This is a genomic window from Pseudomonas sp. SBB6, from assembly GCF_024213215.1.
Taxonomy (GTDB): Bacteria; Pseudomonadota; Gammaproteobacteria; order Pseudomonadales; family Pseudomonadaceae; genus Aquipseudomonas; species Aquipseudomonas donghuensis.
The window spans coordinates 48,103-70,652 of the sequence record NZ_JANAVH010000015.1 but is presented as its reverse complement, the minus strand read 5'-3'; the positions used below and the strand labels follow the sequence as shown (position 1 = coordinate 70,652).

Here is a 22,550-nt window from a genome sequence, read left to right as displayed (position 1 = left end):
GCCCTGCCCTCTCAGTGAGCCGCAAGGATCTTGCCGCGGCATTCGCCGAAGCCGATCGAGGCCACGCCATCGCGCTTGCAACGGGCGCGCAGGATGATCTCGTCACCGTCTTCGAGGAACTTGCGCACCTCGCCCGACGCCAGTTCGACCGGCTCCTTACCGCCCTGGGTGATTTCCAGCAGGCTGCCGAACTGGCCCGGCTGGGCACCGGACAGGGTGCCGGAACCGAACAGGTCGCCCGGTTGCAGCTGGCAACCGTTGACGCTGTGGTGGGCAACCATCTGCGCCACGGTCCAGTACATGCTCAGGGTGTTGCTCAGGGTCAGGCGATGGGCCGGCAGCTTCTGCTCGCGCATGCGCTCGGTCAGCAGCAGCACTTCCAGCTCGATATCGAAGGCGCCGTTGGCCTGGTCGCGCGTGTCGAGCAGGTACGGCAGTGGCTGCGGATCGCCTTCCGGGCGCGCCGGCTGGGCGCAGCGGAACGGTTCCAGGGCTTCGGCGGTGACCACCCACGGAGAAATGGTCGAGATGAAGCTCTTGGACAGGAACGGGCCCAACGGCTGGTATTCCCAGGCCTGGATATCGCGTGCCGACCAGTCGTTGAGCAGGCAGAAGCCGGCGATGTGTTCAGCGGCTTCGGCGACCGGGATCGAATCGCCCATGTCGTTGCCCTGACCGATCCAGATGCCCAGCTCCAGCTCGTAATCCAGGCGCGCGCACGGGCCGAAGCTCGGTTCGCTCTGGCCGGCGGGCAGGGTCTGGCCTTTTGGCCGGCGCACGTCGGTACCGGACGGGCGAATGGTCGACGCGCGGCCGTGGTAGCCGATCGGCACGTGCTTGTAGTTGGGCAGCAGCGGGTTATCGGGGCGGAACAACTTGCCGACATTCTTGGCGTGTTCGATGCCGACATAGAAGTCGGTGTAGTCGCCGATACGCGCCGGCAGGTGCAGTTGGCACTCGCTGGCCGGATACAGCAGCGGCTTGAGCGCGGCCTGGTGCTCGCTGTGCTCGCCGAGCAACTCCAGCAGGCGTTCACGCAGGGCGACGCGCGCACTACGGCCGAGGGCGAAGAAAGCGTTCAGCGCACCGCCGCGGGTGGCTTCAACCGCAGCGCGTGCCGGGCCGTCGAACAGACCGGCAGCCAGCACGGCTTCCAGGTCGAGAATGGCCTCACCGATGGCCACGCCACAGCGCGGCGCCTGGTCCTTGCGGCTGAAGATGCCCAGAGGCAGGTTCTGCAGCGGGAAGTCGCCGTGGCCGTTGGCGTGTTCGACCCAACTGCGGGCAAGGGCGGACTGATTCATGGGTTATCTCCGATTCGGGGTAAAGGTGCTCGGCAACGAGGCCCAGCAACTATCGTAGTCGGCCTGCAATTGCGGGCATTCGAGCGCATGACGGCTCGGGCGCAGCACCTGGCTGGTCTCGAACATGAAGGCCATGGTGTTGTCGATCTTGTTCGGTGCCAGCTCGACGGCAATGGCCTTGCTGCAGGTCTCGGCATCCGGGCCATGGGCGCTCATGCAGCTGTGCAACGAGGCGCCGCCGGGCAGGAAGCCTTCGGCCTTGGCGTCGTACTCGCCCTTGATCAGGCCCATGAACTCGTTCATCAGGTTGCGGTGGAACCACGGCGGACGGAAGGTGTTCTCGGCCACCATCCAGCGCGGCGGGAAAATCACGAAGTCGAGGTTGGCCATGCCTGGCACGCTGGTCGGCGAGGTCAGCACGGTAAAGATCGAAGGGTCCGGGTGGTCGAAGCTGACCGTGCCGATGGTGTTGAAGCGGCGCAGGTCATATTTGTACGGCACGTTGTTGCCGTGCCAGGCGACCACGTCCAGTGGCGAGTGGTTGAGTTGGCAGCCCCACAACTCACCGAGGAATTTCTGCACCAACTGCACCGGGCCGTCGATTTCTTCGTAATGGGCCACCGGCGCCAGAAAATCGCGCGGGTTGGCCAGGCCGTTGCTGCCGATCGGCCCCAGGTCCGGGATGCGCAGCGGCGCACCATGGTTTTCGGCCAGATAGCCACGGGCCTGGGCGTCGAGCAGTTCGACGCGGAACTTCAGGCCACGGGGCAGTACCGCGATCTCCAGCGGCTCGACGTCCAGCACGCCCAGCTCGGTGACGATGCGCAGGCGGCCCTGCTCCGGCACCAGCAGCAGTTCGCCGTCGGCGTTGAAGAACACCCGTTCCATGGAGCGGTTGGCGCAATAGGTATAGATGCTGATGCCCGCCGGTTTTTCACCCGCCGAGTTGGCCGCCATGGCCACCCAGCCGTCAATGAAGTCGGTCGCGTCGCTCGGGATGGGCTGTGGGCTCCAGCGCAGGCGATTAGGCGTCACCGGGCCCAGCGGACCACCGGCCAGTTGACGCTCCAGGCGTTCGAAGCGCGGGTGCAGGGCCGAAGGGCGAATGCGGTACATCCAGGTGCGGCGCAACTCGCTGCGGGCCATGGTGAAGGCGGTACCGGAAAACAGTTCGGCATACAGGCCGTACGGGGCTTTTTGCGGCGAGTTCTGCCCGACAGGCAGGGCGCCAGGCAAGGCTTCGCTGGCGAATTCGTTGCCGAAGCCGCCCTGGTAGCCGAGGACAGGGGTGTTATCGAGGTTCATCGAGCCTCCGGGCCCAGTGCAGGCCGGTCAATGGCAGTTGGCTGCAGGCCTTGAAGGGGGTGGCAGCGCTTCTGCGTTATTTTTATCGTAATCACATTACGCATAACGTAATTTGATTGACGAAGACCGTCAAGCTATAAAGACGCCCACTGAACTCCCCGGATCGACTCCACCATGGCCAAAGCCAGCTCCCCCGCCGACAGCTCCGGCAAACAGAAGGTCCGCTCGGCCGAGGTCGGTACCGACATCCTCAAGGCCCTGGCGCAATTGTCGCCGTCCACCTCGCTGTCGCGCCTGGCCGAGCATGTGGACATGCCGGCGAGCAAGGTCCACCGTTACCTGCAGGCGCTGATTGCCAGCGGTTTTGCCGAGCAGAACCCGGCCACCAACCACTACGGCCTGGGCCGCGAAGCCTTGCGCGTGGGCCTGGCCGCGCTGGGCGGGATGGACGTATTGAAAGAGGCGGCGCTGCCGCTGTCGCAACTGCGCGATGAGCTTAACGAAAGCTGCTTCATTGCCGTATGGGGCAACCAGGGCGCAACCGTGGTCAATATCGAGCCGGCGGTACGCGCGGTCACCGTTGTCACCCAGATCGGTTCGGTATTGCCCTTGCTCACCTCCTCGACGGGCCTGGTGTTCGGCGCCTACCTGCCAGAGCGTGAAACCATCGAACTGCGCGAGCAGGAGCTGGCCACTTCTGGACACCGCTTCAGCGACTACGAAGCCTTGTTCGCCACGATCCGCCAGCGCGGCCTGCACCATGTCCATGGCCTGCTGATGCCGGGCGTCGATGCACTGTCGGCGCCGGTGTTCAACGCGGTCGGCAAGATTGCCGCGGTGCTGACCGTGGTCGGCCCGACCTCCATCTTCCATGCCGACGAGCAGGGGCCGGCAGCGCAACGACTGTTGGCTGCGGCGAAGCTGATCAGTTGGCGTATGGGGTATGAGGAAGCGCCTGCGGGATAAACTTGTTTACACACGATCACAGTCTTTTATCAAGCCAGCGCTTAATCTGACCACCGGGCACTGTTACTAGAGTTGTAACAGTGAATGTCACAATCGGCTATTTTTCCTCACCGATCAGCGGCCTATCCTGAACGCACTTACACAGCAGCAGGCAACGTCCCAAGCCAGCTGTCTATTCCGGGCCTTTGCGGCGTGAACACCCCGCCCCCGCGACCTGTAAGCCCAGGTTCACCGACGTTGATTTTGAAGCTCCTTGATCTGCGTCTTACTTGGCCGCTGCACTGCAGCGGCCTTTTTTATGCCCGCGATTCAGTCGCCATCGGCGTCGTCAAAGTGAAATCGGTGCAACAATCGGTGAGCGATGGGCGCCAGGATCAAGCCGATGCTGGCGACGAACACCAATCCCACATAAAGCCCGTAACCGGCGAAGAACAACTTGCCACCGATGGACTCGGGGAGGATTACCGGCCCCACTCCGCCGAGCAGCAAGGTGGCATTGAACAGCGCATCATGCCAAGGCACATGCGGCTCGAAATACAGATGCCCGACCACACCAAACAGAATCGAGCCAATCAGCAACAGGCAGGCCGCGAAGCCGTGCCACATCAGGCGGTAGCCAAACTGTCGAGTAGAGATGACAGCGTCCGTTCTGGATTCGTACATCCACTGTGCTCCTGCAACCAGGGTGGCCGCCCAGCATAGGCAACTTCAGCCGACGACCACAACCTTGTGGCCGGTTCAGCCTTGGGGGTATTTCTGCAGGTTGGCCATTATCTGCTGCAAGGCTTCGAGGCTGTCCTTGGGGTGCACGGCGTTATCGAAACTGCCGATTTGCTGCCAGTTGGCGGCGATCTCTTCCGCTGAAAAGCCCTTGCGCGGGTCAAAACCGACGCCCAGGCTGCGCTCCCAGCGCACCTTGCCGACCCAGCCACCGCCCACTTCGTAGAGGCCGCCACTGTCCTGGCAATCGTCACTGCCCAGGTACACCACCAGCGGGCTGACCAGTTCCGGCTTGAGCTGTTCGAACACCTGCGGCGGAATCAGCCCTTCGGTCATGCGTGTGCCGCCGGTGGGGGCAATGGCGTTGACCAGGATGCCGTGCTTGCGCCCTTCGATGGCCAGGGTGCGGGTCAGTCCATACAGGCCGAGCTTGGCCGCACCATAGTTGGCCTGGCCGAAGTTGCCATAGATCCCCGAGGTCGAGGCAGTGAAGATCACCCGTCCCCAGTTCTGCTCGCGCAAGTGCGGCCAGGCGGCGCGGGTGACCTTGTAGGCACCTTCGAGGTGCACCTGGTAAACCTGCTCCCAGTCACTGTCCTCCATCTTGTGGAAGGTCTTGTCACGCAGGATACCGGCGTTGTTGATCACCACATCGACCCGACCGAAGCTGTCCAGGGCCTGTTCGACAATGCGCTGGCCATCGGTGACCGAGTCATGGTTGGCCAGCGCAGTGCCGCCGGCTTCGCGAATCTGCGCCACCACCCGGTCGGCGGCCGAGACGCTGGCGCCTTCGCCATGGGTCGAGCCGCCCAGGTCGTTGACCACCACCCTGGCGCCATGCCGGGCGAACAGCAGGGCATGGGCGCGGCCCAGGCCGCCGCCGGCTCCGGTGACAATCACCACTTTATCGTCCAAGCGAATCGTCATGCTCATTTCTCCAGCAGAACAAGGGAGGGATGCCCGAGTGTCGGCCAGCACTGGCTGGCACACAATCAAGCGGGCAGACGCTGAATGGCAGGCGATAAGGCCGGGCGATAATTGCGCACACCTGGCCGCTCAGGACCAGGCGACCTTCTGCGGCATATTCACCAGGGGTTGCTCGCGAAACGCCAGGTAATGGCGCAGCACCTGTACCGGTGCTTCGGTATGCGGATAGTGGCCGATGCCCTGGAGCATTACGGTGTCGGCGTTGGGCACCAGCTCCTGGTAGCGCTCAACCATGTGCGCGCCGGAAATCGGATCGACCGCGCCGTTGATCAGCCGCAGCGGCACACCTTCGGCCTGCAACGCCCCGACCCAGCGCTCACGATGGACAACCCGTTCAGGCAGGTAAGTGATCAGCTTGTGCAGGATTCGTGTACCACGGTTGGAAGCGACAAGGCTCCAGTAGTCGTCCAGTGCGCTTTCACTGGGATGGGTGCAGGGTCCGTAGATCTGGGTCACGTTGCGCACCAGGTCGTCTCGCCCGAACGAGCGCGCCACCAACCAACCCAGGCGGCTGAGCAGCAGTTTCTGGATCAGTAGCGGCCGATGACGCTCGGGAAACAGGCCGCCATTGAGGAATACGCAACTGGCGATTTGCGCACGGCCCTCATGATGGCGGGCGAGCAATTCCTGGGCGACGCTGCCGCCATAGTCATGCCCGAGCAAATGCACCGGCTGCTCGACCTGCAGGTGCGCCAGCAGCGCCTGCTGCAAGTCGGCCTGCTCCAGCAGGCTGTAGTCGTGAGACAGCGGCTTGGCCGAATCGCCAAAGCCGAGCATGTCACAGGCAATCACCCGAAAACGCTGGGTCAGGGGTGCCCACAGGTAATGCCAGTCCCAGCTGGCGGTGGGAAAGCCATGGATGAGCAGGAGCGGTTCGCCCTGCCCTGCGCTCCAGTAGCGGATGGCCAGGCCACGGAACGAGAAACTCAGGCCCTGGGTCCGCCAGACGCACAATGGAATCTCGGCCAAAGGCATCACAGTGGTCCCGGTAGGTTGTAGCGGGTCGTGTTGGGCAAGGCATCGGCTGCGATCATTGCAATCACCTCGGCACATTCGTGTGCTCTACTGACTCAACAGTCTAGTCAGGCAGGCCCTACCCGAGAGTTGCGTTGGCAGCCAGCTTATTGACCGTGGGAGTCAGCGCGTAAAATAGCGTGGTGAATCACAGCAGCAAGGTCAGCAACGGCGCGGCAAACAGGTTGAGCAGACCGGTCAGGACCATGACCAGGCCGGCCACCGAGCCCTCCTCGCCACCCACTTCATGGGCGCGGCTGACGCCCGCTCCGTGAGCACCGACACCAAACAGCGCGCCACGGGCCAATGGCGTGCGCAGCGGCAGGTACTTGAGCAGCACGCCACCCAACATCGCCCCCAACACTCCGGTAAACATCACGAATACGGCGGTGAGCTCCGGCACACCGCCCAGGTCCTTGGCCAGCGGCATGGCAAAGGGCGTGGTGATCGAGCGCGGCACCAGCGACAGACTGACCGAGCTGTCCAGTGCCAGCAGGTGCGCCAGGCCCCAGGAGCTGCCGATCGACGCTGCGCTGCCCACCAGCATACCCAGAGTCAGGGCCGGCCAGTGGCGGGCGAGCAAAGCGCGCTGTTGCCAGATCGGCACGGCAAAGGCCACGGTCACCGGGCCCAGCACCGTCATCAGCCAATGGGTATTACGCGCATACTCGGCGTAGGCGGTATGCAACGGCACGGCAATCGCCAACAGCACTGCCGGCACCAGAATCAATGGCGACAGCAGGTAGCGCCCGGTGCGCCGGTACAACCAGCGGCTGCCCAGATAGGCCAACAGGGTGATGAGCAGCCAGAACAGCGGCATCGGCTCAAGCGTCATGGCGCAGCCTCCAGCGGCAGACCCACTCCACCGTTACCGCCGTAACCACCATTACCAGCAAGGTACTCACGCCGATCACCAGCAAGATCCGCCAGCCTTCATCGCGCAACAGGCTGCCATAATCGAGCAGGCTCATCAGCGCCGGAATGAAAAACAACAGCATCTCGGCCATCAGTACCCCGGCACCCAGCTGCAACATGGCCGGCTTGAGCACGCCGGCAGCGAACAGCAGCAACAGCAGGGCCAGGCCAATGACCCCGCCTGGAATCGGCCAGGCCAACCAGGCGGCCAGCACACCACCGACCTTATAAAGAGCCAGCAACACCGCCAGCTCGGCGAGCAGGCGGACAAATCGGTTAAACGCAGGGGGTTTCATCGCGGGGGTCCTCTCAGGCCTTCATTTTAAAAGCCCGCTCCCCACGCCAAAAGCGAATTGTTAGACTGCCAGCTATTCCAGATTGGAATTGCGCGAATGGAATTCAAACAGCTACGCAGTTTTCTTGAAGTGGTGCACCGCGGCGGTTTTACCCAGGCCGCGCTGACCTTGCACATCAGCCAGTCCGCGGTGAGCAAGCAGGTCGCGCAACTGGAGCAGGATCTTGGCGTTGCGTTGCTTGAGCGCCAAGGCTCGCAATTGCACCTGACCGCCGCTGGCAAAATCGTCCTGGAACGCGGCGAAGCCATGTTGCGCCTGCGCCAGGAGCTGCTCAGCGAACTGGATGACCTCAGCCAACTGACACGCGGCGAGCTGCGCCTGGGCCTGCCGCTGCTGGGCAGCGATGCGCTGTTCGCCCGGTTGTTCGCCGAGTACCGGCGGCGCTACCCGAACATCAGCATCCAGCTGTTTGAAGGCGGCAGCCGCAGTGTCGAGCACGCCGTGCTCAGCGGCGAGCTGGAACTGGGCGGCAGCCTGACGCCAAACGACCCGGCCTTTGCCTACCAGCCGTTTTGCAACGAGCCCCTCGACGCCCTGCTGCCCACCGATCACCCGTTGGCGAGCGCCGGGCAGGTCAGCCTGGCGCAACTGGCCGACACGCCGTTCCTGCTCTATCAGCGCAGTTTCGTGCTCAATGATCGTTTGCTCAGTGCCTGCCTGCAGTTGGGATTTACCCCGCGCGAAGGCGGGCGCAGTGGTCAGGCCGACTTTCTCGCCGCGCTGGTGGCGGCGGGCCAAGGGGTTGTACTGCTGCCCAGCGTGGTCGCCCGTGGCCTGGAGCGGCCGGGGGTGGTGCGCCTGTCACTGAGCGAACCGACGGACCTGCGCTGGGACATTGCCTTCATCTGGCGCCAGGGCGCCTACCTTTCACGCGCAGCCCAGGCCTGGCTGCAGCTGCTGCGCGAGCAACCACAGCCGCAGTGATCAGCCGCGCAGTTTTTCCACCAACTGGGCAATCCAGGGCTCGGCATCGGTTTCCGGGGTGACGGTTTCGCTGGCATCCAGGCGCAGCATCGGCAGCACTTCTTCCAGGCCTATCTCGGCGAACAGTTCACGCAGTTGCTCGCCGCCGCCACAGAAGGTATCGCCATAGCTGGAATCGCCCAGGCCGATGACCGCGCCCTTGAGTCCACGCCACTCGGCGGGCAGCACGTCGCGAATGGCACTGTACAGCGGCATGAGGTTGTCCGGCAGCTCGCCCATGCCAGTGGTCGAGGTCACGGCCAGGAATGCCTGCGGGGCAAAGCCCTGGATGTCCTGCAGGGTCGCCCGGTTCGCGTGCCAGGCCTCGAAACCTGCTTGTTTGAGCAACTTCTCGGCGTGCCGAGCAACTTCTTCGGCGGTGCCGTAGACCGAACCGGAAAGGATCGCGACTTTCATAGAGGTTTCCGAAACTGAGTAAAAACGTAGGATACTAGCATCCGGCACTGGCAAAAGGCCTTATTCGGCTGCTGTACAGCGACGGTCAATCTACTAGAATCAGCCGACATGCCCGATCTACAGCCCTTGCGGACCTAACAAGATGATCAATGCCACATTGCTGCAGCGCATGATTGACGCCTCCAATGACGGGATCGTAGTGGCCGAACAGGAGGGCGACGACGACACCATCCTGATCTACGTGAACCCGGCCTTCGAGCGCTTGACCGGTTACGACGCCAACGACATCCTCTACCGCGACTGCCGCTTCCTGCAGAACGACGATCGTGACCAAAGCGCCCGGGCACTGATCCGCCAGGCGATCAAGGATGGCCTGCCAAGCCGGGAAATCCTGCGTAACTACCGCAAGGACGGCAGCGCATTCTGGAACGAACTGTCGATCACCCCGGTGCTCAACGAGGCCGACAAGCGCAAGTACTTCATCGGTATCCAGAAAGACGTCAGCCGCCAGGTCGAAGCCGAACAGCGGGTGATCGCGCTTGAGCGCCAGCTGGCTGAAGCCCGTGCGCGCATCGCTGCGCTGGAAGCCGACCAACGGTCTTAACAAACCCGCCGTTTGGTTGTCCATGACGGTGAAAGAACGCACTCACGACTGCAACTTCGAGTTCGACCATGCAAGCAGATGCCCTTCTGACCCAGGATGAACTGGACTTCATCCGCTCCATGCAGCACGCGCCCCAGCCCCACCCGGCTGAACCGCCGTCGCGCCTGATGGTCAATGGCGGCAGCGAAATCAAGAACCTGCTGACCCGTCTGATCGCCGACGAGCAGGTGACCCTGCAGGCACAGTTCAACAACCAGCAGATGACCTTCCCGCTGCAATTGGTCGAAGACGAGTTCCACGCCCTGCACCTGCAACTGGGTGTGCCGAACATCTATGAAGAAGGCGCCGTGGTCCGCCCTTGGCGCCTGACCCTTGAGCAGCCGGTGGCCCTGGAAGACGAACTGGGCTTGAGCACCGGTTTGTGGGTGCGGGAAATCTCCTTCAAGGGTGTGCTGCTGGAAATGCGCGAGCAACCCGAGCCACCTAAGCACTTCGAGCTCTGGTTCAGCCCCGATGGCGATGCCCCCATTGCCCTGCATGGCACCCTGCAACGGCGCACCGGCGATCGTCTGGCCGCCTACAACCTGGGCCAGAGCCTGCCGGCTGAAATCGAGCGCTTACGCGAGTACATCCTCCAGGCCCACCGTCGCGCCCACCCCGAACTGCACCCTTAAGAGTCCAGGTGACCGGCCAGGTATTGCTGCAACCGCCGGCGCATCAATCGCCCGTCGCTGCCCAGGCAGGCCACCTGCGATCCGATCAGGCTGTCCTGAGCCAGGTCTGCGGCCTCCCCCGCCAGCAACAACGGGCACTCCAACCCCAGCGCCAGGCGCGCCAGGCGCTTGGGCAAGTCACTGGCCGGTGGCAGGTTGGAAAACAGCACCAGGGCATGAGGCGTCATGCGCTCGCAGACCAGGCTCAACTCTTCCAATGGCTGGCCAAGGCCGAGCACGCTGATGGCAATTTCACTGGTGCCGAGCAATAGCGCTGCCACCAGCAACTCCAGCTCGCGGCATTGGCCGGGAATCGCCGCCAGCACCACGCGTACTTCCTGCTGCTCACGGGCCAGCTGCAAACGCTGCAACACCCGCCCGCGCAAAAAGTTGTCGAGAAACAGCCATTCGCTGGCCTGGCCAAAGGCCTCGTGGGTGCTGCGCAGCGCCTGCCAGACCGGCATGAGGATGTCCTGGAACACCACCAGTTGTGGATAACTGCTGAACACCTGGCCGTACAGTTGCTCCAGACGACGCTCGTCGAACGCCCTGACGGCCTGGCGCACGTGCGCCTGCCATTGATTGAAGTCGGCCAGGGATTCATCGCTGCGCTGCGGCTGGCTTTCGGCCTTGAGGTTCTGGCTTTTGGCGAGGATGCGCCCGACTTTGCTGACGGCCACACCGCGCTCGATCCAGCCAAGGATGCTGCGCACCTCGTCGATATCGGCTTGTGAGTACAAACGGTGCCCACTTTCGGTGCGCGTGGGCTGAATCAGCCCATATCGGCGCTCCCAGGCACGTAGGGTGACCGGGTTGATACCGGTCAGGCGGGACACTTCGCGGATCGGGAACAGTTCTTCGTGGTCGAGCTGATGAGTACTCAATGAAGGCTGGTCAGGTTCGATCATTGCCAGGAAACCGCGGGTTTATGGGCCAACAGCCATTCTACTCCGGCTTCTGCAAGCGCGACCATTGGCATTTCTGTCAGGTCGGCGACCGCCAGCACTGACGAGTCAGCCTATTTAAGGAATAATCCGCGCCCGATTCTTGCATCGATTCTTGCAAACAAACGAGTGCCGCCCACCACCCCGGGCGCCATTCAAGGGGCAGGTCTACCGGCCACGCCCAGTTGCCAGGAGATATACCATGTCTACCCCACCCGTAACCCTGATGGTTACCCGCCGCGTCGCCGATGGTCGCTACCAGGACCTGATGGCCTGGTTGCACGAAGGCGAACAGCTGGCCACCGACTTTCCCGGCTACCTGGGCTCGGGCGTGCTCGCCCCGCCGCCGCAAGGCGATGAATTCCAGATCATCTTCCGCTTCGCCAACGAGCAGACCATGCACGCCTGGGAACATTCGGCCTCGCGCAAGGCCTGGCTGGCCCGTGGCAACGGCCTGTTCGCCGAGCCGTCGGAACAGCGGGTCAGCGGCCTGGAAGGCTGGTTCGGCAACAACCCGGTACAGCGCCCGCCGCGCTGGAAGCAGGCGGTGGCGATCTGGCTGGCCTTCTTTCCGGTATCGCTGCTGTTCAATCTGCTGTTCGGCCACTGGCTGGGCGCGCTGGACCTGGTGCCGCGCATCCTGCTCAGCACCTTGGGCCTGACGCCGTTGATGGTGTACTTCTTCATTCCACTGTCGACCCGCCTGCTGGCCAACTGGCTGAACGCCAGCCCTGCCCGCCCGAGGCCGCAGGGCGCGCGCAATCCCGCCTAGTTCGGGTATGCTGGGGGTTATCCAAGCGAACCAGTAAAAGTTGACCGCCCCCACCATGAACAGCCCAATTCTTGTCACCGGAGCCAGCCAGCGAGTCGGGCTGGCGCTGGCCCTGAACCTGGCGCAGGCCGGCCATACCGTGGTCAGCGCCAGCCGCAGCAAAAGCCCCGAGGCCGAGCACCTGAACATCGTTCAGTTCCAGGCCGACCTGTGCCGGGAAGACGACCGCCTGGCCCTGATCGAGCACCTGCAAGGCCACTACGACGGCTTGCGCGCCATCGTCCACAACGCCTCGTTGTGGCTCGACGATGACCTGGCCAACCTCAACACCATGTTCAAGCTGCACGTCGAGGCGCCCTATCACCTGAACCTGGCCCTGGGCGCCCAACTGGCCAAGGTGGACAAGGCCGACATCATCCACATCTGCGACGAGACCTCCTCACGCGGCAGCGGCAGCCACATCGGCTATGCCGCCACCAAGGCTGCATTGCAGAACATGGTGCTGTCGTTTGCCGCCAAGTACGCGCCGAACATCCGCGTCAACGCGATTCTGCCGGGCTTGCTGATCCTCAAGGCAAACAGCGACGAGGCCTACCGCCAGCAAACCCTGAAAAAGGCCCTGCTGGAATTCGAACCCGGCGCCCAGCCATTGATCGATGCCGTGCGCTTCTTGCTCGACAGCCAGTACAGCACCGGCAGCAATCTGGTCATCAACGGTGGCCGCCACCTGAAAAACCGCCTCGCGGTAGACTGACCTACCGCTGACACGAGAACGTCCATGAACGATCAACAGAAACTAGAACTCGAAGCCGCCGCCTTCCGCCGCCTGGTTGCCCACCTGGACAGCCGCAAGGACGTGCAGAACATCGACCTGATGAACCTTGCCGGCTTCTGCCGCAACTGCCTGTCCAAATGGTACAAGGCCGCCGCCGACGAAAAACAGATCGAGCTGAGCATGGATGAAGCCCGTGAAGTGGTCTACGGCATACCTTACGCCGAATGGAAATCCCTTTACCAGCAAGAAGCCAGCGCCGAACAACAAGCGGCGTTCGCCAAAGGAAAGCCCCATGACTGATCTGAACACCCTGCGCGCCAGCCTGAAATCCGGCGAGCACGTCTTCGCCGACACCCTGGCCTTCATCGCCGAGCACTACGCCTACCAGCCACAAGCCTTCAACAATGGCGGCGTAGAGAATGCCGCCGGGCAGAACGAAGGTTCGTGCAAGACCCTGGGCTTGGCCCTGCTCGAAGGCCTGAGCGATGAAGAAGCCCTGCTGGCGTTCGGCGAGCACTACCGCTCGGTGCTGGCCACCCCGCAAGGCAGCGACCACGGCAACATCCGCGCGCTGATCGAACACGGCCTGGCCGCGGTCAAGTTCGCCGTGCAGCCGCTCAAGCGCCTGGCCTGATCAAACGCCCCGGCGTGCCTTCGGCCAATTGCCCGTGGCGCAGCCAGTGCAGGGCAATTGGCCACAGCCTGGGCTGGAAGCGGCTGTGGAAAAAGGCGAAATGACCGATGCGGTTCTCGGCGATATCACCTGGGGCGATGCGCAGGTGACTGTGCTCACTGGCCTGGAAGTACCCCAGTAAACGCTCGATGGCAGCAACCGTGCCGAATGGGTCGTCGGTCAGGCTGATGGCCAGGGTGTTCGCCTTGACCCGGGCGAACGGCAATCCATTCAGCCCATTCAGCGCCCGCCCGCTAGGGCGTTGCTCATAGCTTGCAGTGCGCGTGCTCCAGTCCTGCACAACCCCGGCCGGGGTGTCTTCCAGCCAACCCAGGCGCTTGCCGGGAAAGTAACCGAATACCCGGGTCAGCAGCGGCATCAGCACATGCCATTTGCCGAACAGTTGCCAGCGGCTGTCAGCGGCATAATCGCGCCAGTAGGCAAACTGAGCGCCGACCGTCACCAGCCGGCGCAGTTGATCGGCCGACGGTGCCAACCCCGCTGCACAGCCACCAAAACTGTGACCGACCACATCGACAGGCTGGCCAGGAAACTCGCGCCGGGCGCGTTGCAACATGGCTTCGAAATCCAGCGTGCCCCAGTCGGTCCAGGAGGCCTTGAAGTGGCGCATGGAGGCCGGGCGCGACTCACCGATGCCACGATAGTCATAGGTGATGACATCGAGGCCATGGGCAAACAGGTACTGGGCAAAACGGGCGTAATAGCTGCAGCGCACCGAGGTGGCGGCGTTGATGATCACCAACGGGCGCGTGGGGTCCGGCACCTGGTGGCGCCAACAGAAACCGCCAAGGGAATAACCGTCGGCGGTTGTCTCACGGAAGGCTTGCCCGCTGTTGCTGGCTACGGGCAAAGCCGGGAATGCTTCGAGACTGCTCATCGACCTCTGTCACGCCGAAGCCGCTACCTGCGGTGCAGGGACCTTGCGCAAGTCGCTCAGTCGCGAGCCATCGTAGCGGGTTTCGCGGAACAGGCGCCAGCGTCCGAACAGCCCATACACGTGCATCACCCGGCCCTGCTCGCGATAACCCATGCGCAGATGCAGCTTGAGCGCCGGGATATTGCGGGTTTCACAGACATCCACCACCTTGTCGCAGCCCTTGGCGCGCATGGTCTCCCACAGGCTGACCTGGGCATCCGCCGACAACCGAGTGCCAAAGTAGGCGCGGGTCATTTCGCCGCCGAATTCAAAGAACTCACCGGGCTTCACCGGGAAGGTGCAGCCGTAATAATGACGGTCGTGATAGTCGCGCATGCTGGCAAAGATGAACCCTACGGCATCGCCTTGTTCATCCAGGTACATGTGCCCGGTATGACCTTCGGCGGCCAGCTCGCGCATGGTCTGCACGCGGTCGCCAAAATAGCGGGCGAAGGCATCGGCGTTTTCCGGGGTGATATCCACCAGGCGTACCGCAGGATGGTCGCGCAGGTTGTGCGCAGGTACCGGGCTGACCAGGTCGCGTTCCATCCACAGCAACTCCCAATGGAAGAAGATGTAACGCTCATAGAGGGTTTTGAGGACTTTTTGCAGACCCTTTTGCCTGATCCGCTCTTTTAGTTTTTGCAGCCCACTCATGGTGCCTCCTGTCGAAACCTTGACGGTTTAAAAGGGCATGTAGAGAGTGGTATAGAACAGTGGCGGCGCGGGAGTAACAAAGGGCCAGAAATGGACTTGTTTCAAATTGTTTCAAGACTGAAACTGTTGCCGCACCCGGTTAAAAACAGGTGCAGCAACAAACACTTAGCAAGCGCTACTTACAGCTCGACGCAGTCGAACCGTACGTCGGTAGCTACATCGGCGTCATAGTCAACATCCTGACGCTCGAAACCGAACAGCTTGAGGAACTGCTTCTTGTAACCGGCGTAGTCGGTAATTTCGAACAGGTTCTCGGTGGTCACCTGCGGCCACAGGGCCTTGCAGGCATCCTGTACGTCGTCGCGCAGCTCCCAGTCGTCCAGACGCAGGCGGCCTTCTTCGTCCAGTGCCGCTGGCGCGCCATCGGCACGGTACAGACGGTCACGGAACAGGCGGTCGAGCTGATCCTGGGTACCTTCGTGAACGTTCTTCTCTTTCATGATCTTGAAGACCATCGACAGGTACAGCGGCATCACCGGGATGGCCGAGCTGGCCTGGGTGACCACGGATTTCAGTACCGCAACGTTGGCGCCACCACCGACCTTCTTCTCCAGGCGCTTGGCGGTTTCGTCCAGGTCCATCTTGGCCTTGCCCAAGGCGCCGTGCCAGTAGATCGGCCAGGTGATTTCAGTGCCGATGTAGCTGAAGGCCACGGTGCGCGCTTGCGGCGCCAGAACACCGGCAGCGTCCAGGGCGTCGATCCACAACTGCCAGTCCTGACCACCCATGACGGTGACGGTGTCGGCAATTTCCTGCTCGCTGGCAGGCTCGATGGACGCCTCGATGATGGTGTCCTTGTTGGTGTCGATGGCGGTCGACTTGTACGGCTGGCCAATTGGCTTGAGGGCCGAGCGTACCAGCTCGCCAGTCTGTGGCAGCTTGCGCACCGGCGACGCCAGGGAGTAGACCACCAGGTCAACCTGGCCGCCCATTTCGTTCTTGATCAGCTCGATGACCTTGGCCCGCGCTTCGTCAGAGAAGGCGTCGCCGTTGATCGACTTGCTGTACAGGCCTTCGGCCTTGGCGAACTTGTCGAAAGCGGCAGCGTTGTACCAGCCCGCAGTACCGGCCTTGGTCTCGGTGCCCGGCTTTTCAAAGAACACGCCCAGGGTATCGGCCTTGAAACCGAAGGCGGCGGTGATGCGCGCCGCCAGGCCGTAACCGCTGGAAGCACCGATCACCAGGACCTTTTTCGGACCATCCTCGCGCACGCCCTGCTTGCGGGTGGCTTCGATCTGATCACGTACGTTCAGCTCGCAACCGGTCGGGTGCGTAGTGGTGCAGATAAAACCGCGGACTTTGGGATGGATGATGGCCAATGTCTGTACCTCGTCAGTGAATTTGCTGAGGGAGCCGAATCGCGTGGACTCGAGGTTCCGTTTGCTGTGAGGGTGAGACTACACCCGCAGCGTTGCCGACACATCCGGCCCCCTGGAATCCTTCAGGGCGCTACTTTGTCACAGCGCGGAAAACTTCAGCAACCGCTGATCTCAGACCCGGAACGCACCGATCAGGCGCTTGAGCTCCAGCACCTGGGTCGACAGCTGGCGGCTGGCGTCCTCGGTCTGGTGCGCGCCCTGGGTGGTGTTTTCCGCCGCCCGGTTGATCTCGACGATGTTCTGGTCGATGTCGTGGGCCACCGCCGTCTGCTGCTCCACCGCCGCGGCGATCTGCTGGTTCTGGTCGACGATGCTGCCAATGGCGCCAAGGATGTTCTCCAGCGCCTGCTGTACCTGCTGCGATTCGCCAACCGTGCCCGAAGCCATCTGATGGCTGCTGTCCATGGCCTTGACTGCGGCCCCTACCCCACCCTGCAGACGCGAGATCATCTGCTCGATCTCTTCGGTGGACTGCTGGGTGCGCTTGGCCAGGGTGCGCACCTCATCGGCAACCACGGCAAAACCGCGGCCCTGCTCGCCCGCCCGGGCCGCCTCAATGGCGGCATTGAGGGCCAGCAGGTTGGTCTGCTCGGCGATGCTCTTGATCACTTCCAGCACCCGACTGATGGCCTGGCTGTCGCTGGCCAACTGGTTGATCACCGCCACCGACTGATCGATCTCGCCGGCCAGGCGGGCGATATTGCCTTGCTGGGTTTCCACCAGGCCACGCCCGCTGACGGTTTCCTGGTTGACGCTATGGGCGCTGCTGACTGCCGCCGCAGCGCTGCGCGCCACCTCCTGGGCAGTCGCCGACATCTGGTTCATGGCCGTGGCCACCTGCTCGATCTGCCCGCGCTGGCCACTGACCGCCTGGTTGCTGCGCGCCGATACCGTATGCACCTGTTCGGCCTGGCGCTCGACCTCGGCGACGGTATGGCCGACCTGCTCGATCAGGTCATGGATGCGCCGCACCGTACCGTTGAACACCTGGCCCAACTCACCCAGTTCATCGCGGCTGCTGGCCTGAAAGTTCACTGTCATGTCGCCGGCGGCTACCTTGTCCATCACCGCACCCAGGCTTTTCAGGGTATTGCGGGTCGAGGCGTAAAAACCGCTATAGAGGTAGACGATCAGCAGGAATACGGCCGCCAGCGCCGACACCAGCAAAATCATGTGCAACCGGTGCTCGGCCAGACGCTGTTCGAGCTGCTGGCCGAGAAACTCGCCAATGGCGGTATTGAGCGTGTAGGTCTGCTCCATCAAGCCGCTCATCTGCTTGTAGAACCCCGGCCACGGTGCATCGAGGGTGTCGGCCACCACGACCTGTTCTTCGATCAGCTCGCTGGCCTGCTTGAGCGACGCTTGGCTGCTGTTGCCCAGGCTACCAAGCCTGGCTTGCGCGCCGGGCTCGGTGGCCAGCGCCTCATCCAGGCGGATGGCATAGTCGGCGCCGAGTTTTTCCAGCTTCAACAACAGGTCATCGAAGCGCGCGCTGGAGGCCGAATTGACAAAGCCCTGGCCTAGCGAATACGAGCCGATGGCCCGCCCTTCGCCGAGCGTCTGGGTAACTTGCGGGGTCACCGTGGTCATCAGTTCGCTCAGCTGGCGGATCGCCGAGTCGCTGTCCTGGCTGAGCCCGGCCTGGCTGGCAATCACTTTGCTCAGTACCTGGGCTTGGCCCAGCAGCTTGTCGAACAGCGCCACCTTGCTCAACAGCGAGGTCTCGCTTTGGGCGGCTTTGAGGGTCTCGAGCATCTCGGTGCGCTTGTCATCGAAGGCCTTGGCCTGAGCCTCGTCACCGCTCATTGCAATCAAACCGGACAAGCGGCTCTGCACCTGTTGCTCGACGCTGGCGATCTGCGCCTCGACATCCTCGGCCTTGCCCGACTGACCGAGCACGGCGTTGATCTGCACCAGGTTGCCGAGGGTTTCCACGTCACCGCGCAAGGCCAGGCTGCTGCCGAGCAGTTCCAGGCTCTGCAACTCGGTACGGGTGGCATGGAACTGCGCATAGGAATCGCGGACCAGGTAGTAGTTGGTGACCAGCATGGGCAGGAAAAACAGAATACTGATCAGGCTGAACTTCATCCCGAAGCTCAGGCGGTTCATCAGCGCGATGGCCGGATACAACAGGCTCTTCAAGGGTGGTGCCCTCCGAATTCTTATTGTTTTTACGGTTCCTGCCTTTGCACCATCCTCTGTAGGAGCGGGCTTGCCCCCACAGTGGCACAAGGCCACCGAACGTATTCAGCAACACCTGTATAGCGCATATCGGATCGGGGGTTTGTAACTTAAGGTTAACCGGCGGCGGAGCGACCAACGGCCGCTCCGCGAAGGGCTTTAGCCGAGCACGGTCCACAGGGCGAAACAGGCGTACCAGAGCACTGCCGAGCGCAGCAGCAGCTCCCACAGGTTGTCGAGGCAGAGCAGGCCATCGGGGCCTGCCGACGCGTTGCCGGGCAGTTCAGCGGCGACGCGGCCGAGCGAGTCGATCAAGCCGGCCGCGCTGATGTGCCAGTTCAGCAGTTCGTGCAACATCACCCGGCTGACTGCAACGAAGTTGCCGACCAGGGCGAAGCTTACGCCCAGCACGCGCACCGGTGCCCAGTCAAAGGCGTGGCGCAATTGCAAGGCATGGTCGCGCAGCACAGGGGTACGCCCATGCTCGGCGGTCAGTGCCAACAGCCGATACGCCAGGGCTGCGGCCGGGCCGAGGAGGAAGTACCAGAAAATCACCGCAAAAAAGCTCTGGTAGGCCTGCCACAACAGGTTGCCCTGCACCCGCTCCAACAGGGCCTGGGCATTGTCGGCGGTCAAACCCAGGTCGCGCTCGGCCACATGCACCGCTGCTTGCTCGTCACCGCGCCGCCAGGCATCGCGAAACGGCCCTTGGGCGGCCTTGATGTCGCCCCGGCCGAGGCTGTAGATCAGCACCAGCAGGTGCACCGGCAAGGCCAGCAAGCCATAGGCCACCGGTTCCAGCACGTGCAGCAGCAAGGCCAGCAAGGCCACCGGCAACAACACCAGGATGGTCAGCACCCACCAGGGATGGCGCCTGCCGTCACGCTCCAGGCGCGTAAGCTCGATGACATAAAAACCGTCGCGTTGCAGACGCTGGCGCAGGGCCGAAAACTTCTCGAACCACAACACCAGCAACAACACCAGAAAACTCATGCTTCGTCCTCCTTGTCCTTGAGGCCTGCGCGGTAGCGCAGCCAGTCAAAAGCGCCACCGGGGTCGGTCTTGCGTCCCGGAGCAATGTCGCTGTGGCCCTGAATCCGTTCAGTGCCAATGGCCGGCCAGGCGTCCTGGATCTGCCGGGTCAATGCGTGCAGTGCCTGGTACTGGGCATCGGTGAAGGGCAACTCGTCAGTACCTTCAAGCTCGATGCCGATGGAAAAGTCGTTGCACGCCTCGCGCCCCTCGAAACAGGACACCCCGGCATGCCAGGCACGGTCCAGACAGGAGACAAACTGCGTGACCTTGCCGTCACGTTCGATGAGAAAATGCGCCGACACGCGCAGGTGCTTGATGCCTTCGAAATAGGGGTGCTCGCTGGCATCCAGCCGGTTCTGGAAGAACTCCTGGACCTTACCGGTACCAAATTGCGCCGGCGGCAGGCTGATGTTGTGGATAACCAGCAGGGAGATGACTTCGCCTTCGGCGCGGGCATTGCAATTGGGCGAAGGACAATGGCAGACGCCGGCGAACCAGCCAGTAGCGCGGTCCAGTTGCATAGAAAATCCTGAGACACGGGGGCACCGGCTCAGTATGCCCCGTGGTGGCTATAGTTGCATCGTTAAAACGCGTAGGAATCTAACGTGCCTGCGCCTGGCGCAACTGGCTGAGCACCGAGTCCAGTGCCCGGTCGAACAACAGGGTGTCGTCCAGCAAGCGTACATGGCCGCGGCGCAAGGCCACGGCCAGGGCCATGCGCGACCATTCGCGGACTTTGAGCCCGGTACGGTTGACGAAAATGAAACGGTCGGTGCTGTCGATCTGGGCAATCAGCTTGCAACGCTGCACTTCATCGTCGCCGATCAACTCGACCCAGGCGCCAATACGCAGACGCTCGACCTGCAACAACACCGGGTCGTCATCGGCCAGGCGCACCTGGGAAGTTTCCGGCTCGCCGCCTTCGGGGGCACGCAAGACGATTTCATCGAGCACCAGCACCCGTTCGCCGGCATTGACAGGGATAACGCGCCCGCCCACCACCGGGGTATCGAACAGCTGCACATGCAGGGATTCGAGCTGGGCGAAGAACTCGCTGGTGGCAAAGGGATCGAACGCGGCGCCGGCCAGGCCATCGCGCAACGCCTTGAGTAGCCCCGGCACCAGTTCCAGCAGGCGCAGGCGTGCCTGCTCTTCACTGTGCGGCTGCACGCTCCAGATCAGTTCATCCATGGTTTCCAGCGCTTCAAGCCATTGGCGGGAGGTGTCGCCGTGTTTGAGGCAGGCGAGCAACAGCACCTGGCTCCAGGCCTGTTCGAGAAAGCGCACCACCACCCGCGGCAACGAACGGCCAAGCAGGCGCCGATTGAGTTCCTGCTGCACCCGCTGACGCGCCAGCGCAGTACGTGCGCGGCCTTCCTCGGCATCGCGGGTGCGCTGCTCAAGCAACTCATTGCGGCGCCGCTCGTCACTGCTGAAGGCAAGAAACTCGGCGAGCAGCGCCGAGAAGATCGCCGGGTCGTCGACAAAGTCGCTGAGCAGGCGCTGAACGATTTTTTCCACCCGCAGGTACAGGCTGTCACGCTGGCAATCATCGCTGGCTCCCCAGCCCATGGCCGCCGTGGCAATCTCGTTGAGCAAGCGCCGGGCCGGGTGGTTGCTGCGGCTGAAGAAGCTCTTGTCGAGCACCGCCACCTTGAGCATCGGGATCTGCAGGCGACCGATCAGGGCACGCAGCGAGTGCGGTAGGTTGCGATCGCCAAGGATGAACTCGAAGAGCATGGCAATGAGGTTGATGACATCCTCGTCGACCACCTCGATCTTGCGGTAGGTGCCGCTTTTGACGCTGACCCGGGTCAGCAGTTGTTGCAGCTGTTGGTGCAGGTCGAAATCGTCGCTCTCAGACGTAGGCGGCACGTAGTGCTGCAGGTGCGAGAGCAGGCGCAACAGGTCACGGGTGCTGATCGCCTGCACCTGCTCGCAGGCCTCAAGGCGCGGGGCAACACGCCCGCGTACCGGCGAGAGCAAGGCCTGCAGCGAGGCGAACACCGCCTGGCCGTTGGCATCCAGCGGGTTGCTGTGCGGTTTGCTATCGCCCTGGCTGGCCGACGGCTCGCGTTCGGCCAGTGGCCGGTCCTGAGCCCGGCGCCGCGGCACGGCTTTGAGCTCGGGCAGCACGCCGGTGGCGATCAACAACTGGTTGGCTTCGCCGTACAACGGGTCGGCATCCTGCAGCACATAACGCTCGAACAGCTTGAGAATGATCAGCTTGACCTTGATCCCTACTCCCAGGCTGCGCCCGGCGCGCAAAAAATAATCACAGAGCATCGCCGGGCCCAGCGGGTTGCGCGCATCGTCCAGCGTCTGGCCTACCAGGGCGCCGAAGCGCAAGGTCAACTGGTTCAGGGCGATGCCGTCGCGCGCCAGTACCCGCGCGACCATGGCATCCAGGGCCACGTTGCGCTCCAGCTCATCGTTGGCCACCAGGGTCAGAGGGTCGTAGGCATCGCTACGCAGGGCCGGCAGTGCACCGGACTGGCCGATCTGCACGAAGGCTTCGTAGAAGTGGTCGAGATAGCCGCGCTCGATGTTCTTGCGCTTGAGGCGCAGGTCGCGCATGGCTTCGAAAAAAATGTTCTGTTCGACATTGTTGGCGGCCTTGTCGGCCATCTCGAACAGCGTATCGTCAGCGTTGTCGAATAACGCCTGCAGGCTTTGGCGCAGTTGCAGCGCGGCCTTGTCACGTACCTGAAGAAGCACCACGGGCAGACGAGCGAGGGGCGCATTGTGCGCCTGTTCGGTGATGGCCTTGATCGGCACCACCTTCCCGTCGTTGTGCATCCTGGTCTCCTTGCCGGTTCGATTTTGAGCGTTTAAACGTTCGTCAAAGCTATGACGCCAAATACAAGGCGCAT

The 22,550-nt window shown here is 62.8% G+C and carries 24 protein-coding genes; 8 read left to right on the top strand and 16 right to left on the bottom strand.

The window, feature by feature from the left end; all coding sequences use genetic code 11:
- Nucleotides 1-11: 11 nt before the first annotated feature.
- Both fahA and hmgA read right to left on the bottom strand, forming a co-directional pair.
- Nucleotides 12-1,304 (bottom strand): fumarylacetoacetase, encoded by a 1,293-nt coding sequence (gene fahA, locus NLX68_RS23400; RefSeq protein ID WP_254286027.1) that lies wholly within the window; start codon nt 1,302-1,304, stop codon nt 12-14.
- Between the two features lie 3 nt (nt 1,305-1,307).
- On the bottom strand, nt 1,308-2,609 hold the full coding sequence (gene hmgA / locus NLX68_RS23395) for a homogentisate 1,2-dioxygenase (RefSeq protein ID WP_254286026.1): 1,302 nt from the start codon (nt 2,607-2,609) through the stop codon (nt 1,308-1,310).
- A gap of 174 nt (nt 2,610-2,783) precedes the next feature.
- Between hmgA and NLX68_RS23390 the strand changes: the two genes are divergently transcribed.
- Nucleotides 2,784-3,575 (top strand): IclR family transcriptional regulator, encoded by a 792-nt coding sequence (locus NLX68_RS23390; RefSeq protein ID WP_254286025.1) that lies wholly within the window; start codon nt 2,784-2,786, stop codon nt 3,573-3,575.
- Nucleotides 3,576-3,884: 309 nt separating this feature from the next.
- Here the strand turns inward: NLX68_RS23390 and NLX68_RS23385 are convergent, their stop codons facing one another.
- The 5 genes from NLX68_RS23385 to NLX68_RS23365 all read right to left on the bottom strand — a co-directional run bounded on the left by NLX68_RS23385 (nt 3,885) and on the right by NLX68_RS23365 (nt 7,507).
- Entirely contained in the window at nt 3,885-4,238 is a 354-nt protein-coding gene (locus tag NLX68_RS23385; protein WP_254286024.1) for a superinfection exclusion B family protein, read from the bottom strand.
- Between the two features lie 75 nt (nt 4,239-4,313).
- On the bottom strand, nt 4,314-5,228 hold the full coding sequence (locus tag NLX68_RS23380) for an SDR family oxidoreductase (protein ID WP_254286023.1): 915 nt from the start codon (nt 5,226-5,228) through the stop codon (nt 4,314-4,316).
- A 123-nt stretch (nt 5,229-5,351) separates the two neighbouring features.
- Entirely contained in the window at nt 5,352-6,257 is a 906-nt protein-coding gene (locus tag NLX68_RS23375; RefSeq protein WP_254286022.1) for an alpha/beta fold hydrolase, read from the bottom strand.
- Nucleotides 6,258-6,444: 187 nt separating this feature from the next.
- Nucleotides 6,445-7,131 (bottom strand): LrgB family protein, encoded by a 687-nt coding sequence (locus NLX68_RS23370; RefSeq protein ID WP_254286021.1) that lies wholly within the window; start codon nt 7,129-7,131, stop codon nt 6,445-6,447.
- The gene (locus tag NLX68_RS23365; protein WP_010223530.1) at nt 7,121-7,507 is read right to left on the bottom strand and encodes a CidA/LrgA family protein; all 387 of its coding nucleotides are present in this window, start codon (nt 7,505-7,507) and stop codon (nt 7,121-7,123) included. The genes NLX68_RS23370 and NLX68_RS23365 overlap by 11 nt, the downstream gene beginning before the upstream one ends.
- Before the next feature lie 96 nt (nt 7,508-7,603).
- On the opposite strand from NLX68_RS23365, the gene NLX68_RS23360 reads away from it, so the two are divergent.
- Complete coding sequence (locus NLX68_RS23360) at nt 7,604-8,491, top strand: LysR family transcriptional regulator (protein WP_254286020.1); 888 nt, start codon at nt 7,604-7,606, stop codon at nt 8,489-8,491.
- On the opposite strand, the gene NLX68_RS23355 is transcribed toward NLX68_RS23360, so the two are convergent.
- The gene (locus tag NLX68_RS23355) at nt 8,492-8,947 is read right to left on the bottom strand and encodes a flavodoxin (protein ID WP_254286019.1); all 456 of its coding nucleotides are present in this window, start codon (nt 8,945-8,947) and stop codon (nt 8,492-8,494) included.
- A 142-nt stretch (nt 8,948-9,089) separates the two neighbouring features.
- Between NLX68_RS23355 and NLX68_RS23350 the strand changes: the two genes are divergently transcribed.
- Entirely contained in the window at nt 9,090-9,551 is a 462-nt protein-coding gene (locus NLX68_RS23350) for a PAS domain S-box protein (RefSeq protein ID WP_254286018.1), read from the top strand.
- A 68-nt stretch (nt 9,552-9,619) separates the two neighbouring features.
- The gene (locus tag NLX68_RS23345; protein ID WP_036993871.1) at nt 9,620-10,225 is read left to right on the top strand and encodes a hypothetical protein; all 606 of its coding nucleotides are present in this window, start codon (nt 9,620-9,622) and stop codon (nt 10,223-10,225) included.
- Here NLX68_RS23345 and NLX68_RS23340 read toward each other — a convergent pair.
- A complete protein-coding gene (locus tag NLX68_RS23340) occupies nt 10,222-11,172 on the bottom strand; it encodes a MerR family transcriptional regulator (RefSeq protein ID WP_254286017.1) in 951 nt (316 codons plus the stop codon). The genes NLX68_RS23345 and NLX68_RS23340 overlap by 4 nt on opposite strands.
- Nucleotides 11,173-11,410: 238 nt before the next feature.
- Between NLX68_RS23340 and NLX68_RS23335 the strand changes: the two genes are divergently transcribed.
- Genes NLX68_RS23335 through NLX68_RS23320 form a run of 4 tightly spaced genes read left to right on the top strand, consistent with a single transcriptional unit; the run spans nt 11,411 to nt 13,389 of the window.
- Entirely contained in the window at nt 11,411-11,980 is a 570-nt protein-coding gene (locus tag NLX68_RS23335; protein WP_010223536.1) for an antibiotic biosynthesis monooxygenase, read from the top strand.
- Nucleotides 11,981-12,035: 55 nt separating this feature from the next.
- Nucleotides 12,036-12,734 (top strand): dihydromonapterin reductase, encoded by a 699-nt coding sequence (folM, locus tag NLX68_RS23330; RefSeq protein ID WP_254286016.1) that lies wholly within the window; start codon nt 12,036-12,038, stop codon nt 12,732-12,734.
- A gap of 24 nt (nt 12,735-12,758) precedes the next feature.
- A complete protein-coding gene (locus tag NLX68_RS23325; RefSeq protein ID WP_254286015.1) occupies nt 12,759-13,055 on the top strand; it encodes a DUF1244 domain-containing protein in 297 nt (98 codons plus the stop codon).
- Nucleotides 13,048-13,389, top strand: a complete 342-nt coding sequence (locus NLX68_RS23320; protein WP_254286014.1) for a HopJ type III effector protein — start codon at nt 13,048-13,050, stop codon at nt 13,387-13,389. Before NLX68_RS23325 ends, NLX68_RS23320 begins: the two co-directional genes overlap by 8 nt.
- Here the strand turns inward: NLX68_RS23320 and NLX68_RS23315 are convergent.
- The 7 genes from NLX68_RS23315 to NLX68_RS23285 form a co-directional block, all read right to left on the bottom strand.
- Complete coding sequence (locus NLX68_RS23315; protein ID WP_254286013.1) at nt 13,373-14,326, bottom strand: alpha/beta fold hydrolase; 954 nt, start codon at nt 14,324-14,326, stop codon at nt 13,373-13,375. The genes NLX68_RS23320 and NLX68_RS23315 overlap by 17 nt on opposite strands.
- Before the next feature lie 9 nt (nt 14,327-14,335).
- Nucleotides 14,336-15,022 carry an N-acetyltransferase gene (locus NLX68_RS23310; protein WP_254286011.1) on the bottom strand — a complete coding sequence of 229 codons (687 nt, stop codon included), beginning with the start codon at nt 15,020-15,022 and terminating at the stop codon, nt 14,336-14,338.
- Nucleotides 15,023-15,201: 179 nt separating this feature from the next.
- A complete protein-coding gene (fabV, locus tag NLX68_RS23305) occupies nt 15,202-16,401 on the bottom strand; it encodes an enoyl-ACP reductase FabV (RefSeq protein WP_254286009.1) in 1,200 nt (399 codons plus the stop codon).
- Nucleotides 16,402-16,572: 171 nt separating this feature from the next.
- Nucleotides 16,573-18,603, bottom strand: coding sequence for a methyl-accepting chemotaxis protein (locus NLX68_RS23300; RefSeq protein ID WP_254286008.1), 2,031 nt, complete (start codon nt 18,601-18,603; stop codon nt 16,573-16,575).
- 198 nt (nt 18,604-18,801) lie between these two features.
- Nucleotides 18,802-19,635, bottom strand: a complete 834-nt coding sequence (gene ampE, locus NLX68_RS23295; RefSeq protein WP_254286006.1) for a regulatory signaling modulator protein AmpE — start codon at nt 19,633-19,635, stop codon at nt 18,802-18,804.
- Nucleotides 19,632-20,198 (bottom strand): 1,6-anhydro-N-acetylmuramyl-L-alanine amidase AmpD, encoded by a 567-nt coding sequence (gene ampD / locus NLX68_RS23290; protein ID WP_254286005.1) that lies wholly within the window; start codon nt 20,196-20,198, stop codon nt 19,632-19,634. Before ampD ends, ampE begins: the two co-directional genes overlap by 4 nt.
- Nucleotides 20,199-20,277: 79 nt before the next feature.
- The gene (locus NLX68_RS23285; RefSeq protein WP_254286003.1) at nt 20,278-22,476 is read right to left on the bottom strand and encodes a DUF1631 domain-containing protein; all 2,199 of its coding nucleotides are present in this window, start codon (nt 22,474-22,476) and stop codon (nt 20,278-20,280) included.
- Nucleotides 22,477-22,550 lie beyond the last annotated feature (74 nt).

What these genes read in the sequence shown, in the direction of transcription:
- NLX68_RS23360 (WP_254286020.1), top strand. Translation starts at nt 7,604, where the DNA reads ATGGAATTCAAACAGCTACGCAGTTTTCTTGAAGTGGTGCACCGCGGC.
- NLX68_RS23390 (WP_254286025.1), top strand. Translation starts at nt 2,784, where the DNA reads ATGGCCAAAGCCAGCTCCCCCGCCGACAGCTCCGGCAAACAGAAGGTC.
- hmgA (WP_254286026.1), bottom strand. Translation starts at nt 2,609, where the DNA reads ATGAACCTCGATAACACCCCTGTCCTCGGCTACCAGGGCGGCTTCGGC.
- ampD (WP_254286005.1), bottom strand. Translation starts at nt 20,198, where the DNA reads ATGCAACTGGACCGCGCTACTGGCTGGTTCGCCGGCGTCTGCCATTGT.
- NLX68_RS23340 (WP_254286017.1), bottom strand. Translation starts at nt 11,172, where the DNA reads ATGATCGAACCTGACCAGCCTTCATTGAGTACTCATCAGCTCGACCAC.
- fahA (WP_254286027.1), bottom strand. Translation starts at nt 1,304, where the DNA reads ATGAATCAGTCCGCCCTTGCCCGCAGTTGGGTCGAACACGCCAACGGC.
- NLX68_RS23350 (WP_254286018.1), top strand. Translation starts at nt 9,090, where the DNA reads ATGATCAATGCCACATTGCTGCAGCGCATGATTGACGCCTCCAATGAC.
- ampE (WP_254286006.1), bottom strand. Translation starts at nt 19,635, where the DNA reads ATGAGTTTTCTGGTGTTGTTGCTGGTGTTGTGGTTCGAGAAGTTTTCG.
- NLX68_RS23325 (WP_254286015.1), top strand. Translation starts at nt 12,759, where the DNA reads ATGAACGATCAACAGAAACTAGAACTCGAAGCCGCCGCCTTCCGCCGC.
- NLX68_RS23375 (WP_254286022.1), bottom strand. Translation starts at nt 6,257, where the DNA reads ATGCCTTTGGCCGAGATTCCATTGTGCGTCTGGCGGACCCAGGGCCTG.
- folM (WP_254286016.1), top strand. Translation starts at nt 12,036, where the DNA reads ATGAACAGCCCAATTCTTGTCACCGGAGCCAGCCAGCGAGTCGGGCTG.
- NLX68_RS23285 (WP_254286003.1), bottom strand. Translation starts at nt 22,476, where the DNA reads ATGCACAACGACGGGAAGGTGGTGCCGATCAAGGCCATCACCGAACAG.
- NLX68_RS23335 (WP_010223536.1), top strand. Translation starts at nt 11,411, where the DNA reads ATGTCTACCCCACCCGTAACCCTGATGGTTACCCGCCGCGTCGCCGAT.
- NLX68_RS23385 (WP_254286024.1), bottom strand. Translation starts at nt 4,238, where the DNA reads ATGTACGAATCCAGAACGGACGCTGTCATCTCTACTCGACAGTTTGGC.
- NLX68_RS23370 (WP_254286021.1), bottom strand. Translation starts at nt 7,131, where the DNA reads ATGACGCTTGAGCCGATGCCGCTGTTCTGGCTGCTCATCACCCTGTTG.
- NLX68_RS23345 (WP_036993871.1), top strand. Translation starts at nt 9,620, where the DNA reads ATGCAAGCAGATGCCCTTCTGACCCAGGATGAACTGGACTTCATCCGC.
- NLX68_RS23365 (WP_010223530.1), bottom strand. Translation starts at nt 7,507, where the DNA reads ATGAAACCCCCTGCGTTTAACCGATTTGTCCGCCTGCTCGCCGAGCTG.
- NLX68_RS23315 (WP_254286013.1), bottom strand. Translation starts at nt 14,326, where the DNA reads ATGAGCAGTCTCGAAGCATTCCCGGCTTTGCCCGTAGCCAGCAACAGC.
- NLX68_RS23320 (WP_254286014.1), top strand. Translation starts at nt 13,048, where the DNA reads ATGACTGATCTGAACACCCTGCGCGCCAGCCTGAAATCCGGCGAGCAC.
- NLX68_RS23380 (WP_254286023.1), bottom strand. Translation starts at nt 5,228, where the DNA reads ATGAGCATGACGATTCGCTTGGACGATAAAGTGGTGATTGTCACCGGA.
- NLX68_RS23310 (WP_254286011.1), bottom strand. Translation starts at nt 15,022, where the DNA reads ATGAGTGGGCTGCAAAAACTAAAAGAGCGGATCAGGCAAAAGGGTCTG.
- NLX68_RS23355 (WP_254286019.1), bottom strand. Translation starts at nt 8,947, where the DNA reads ATGAAAGTCGCGATCCTTTCCGGTTCGGTCTACGGCACCGCCGAAGAA.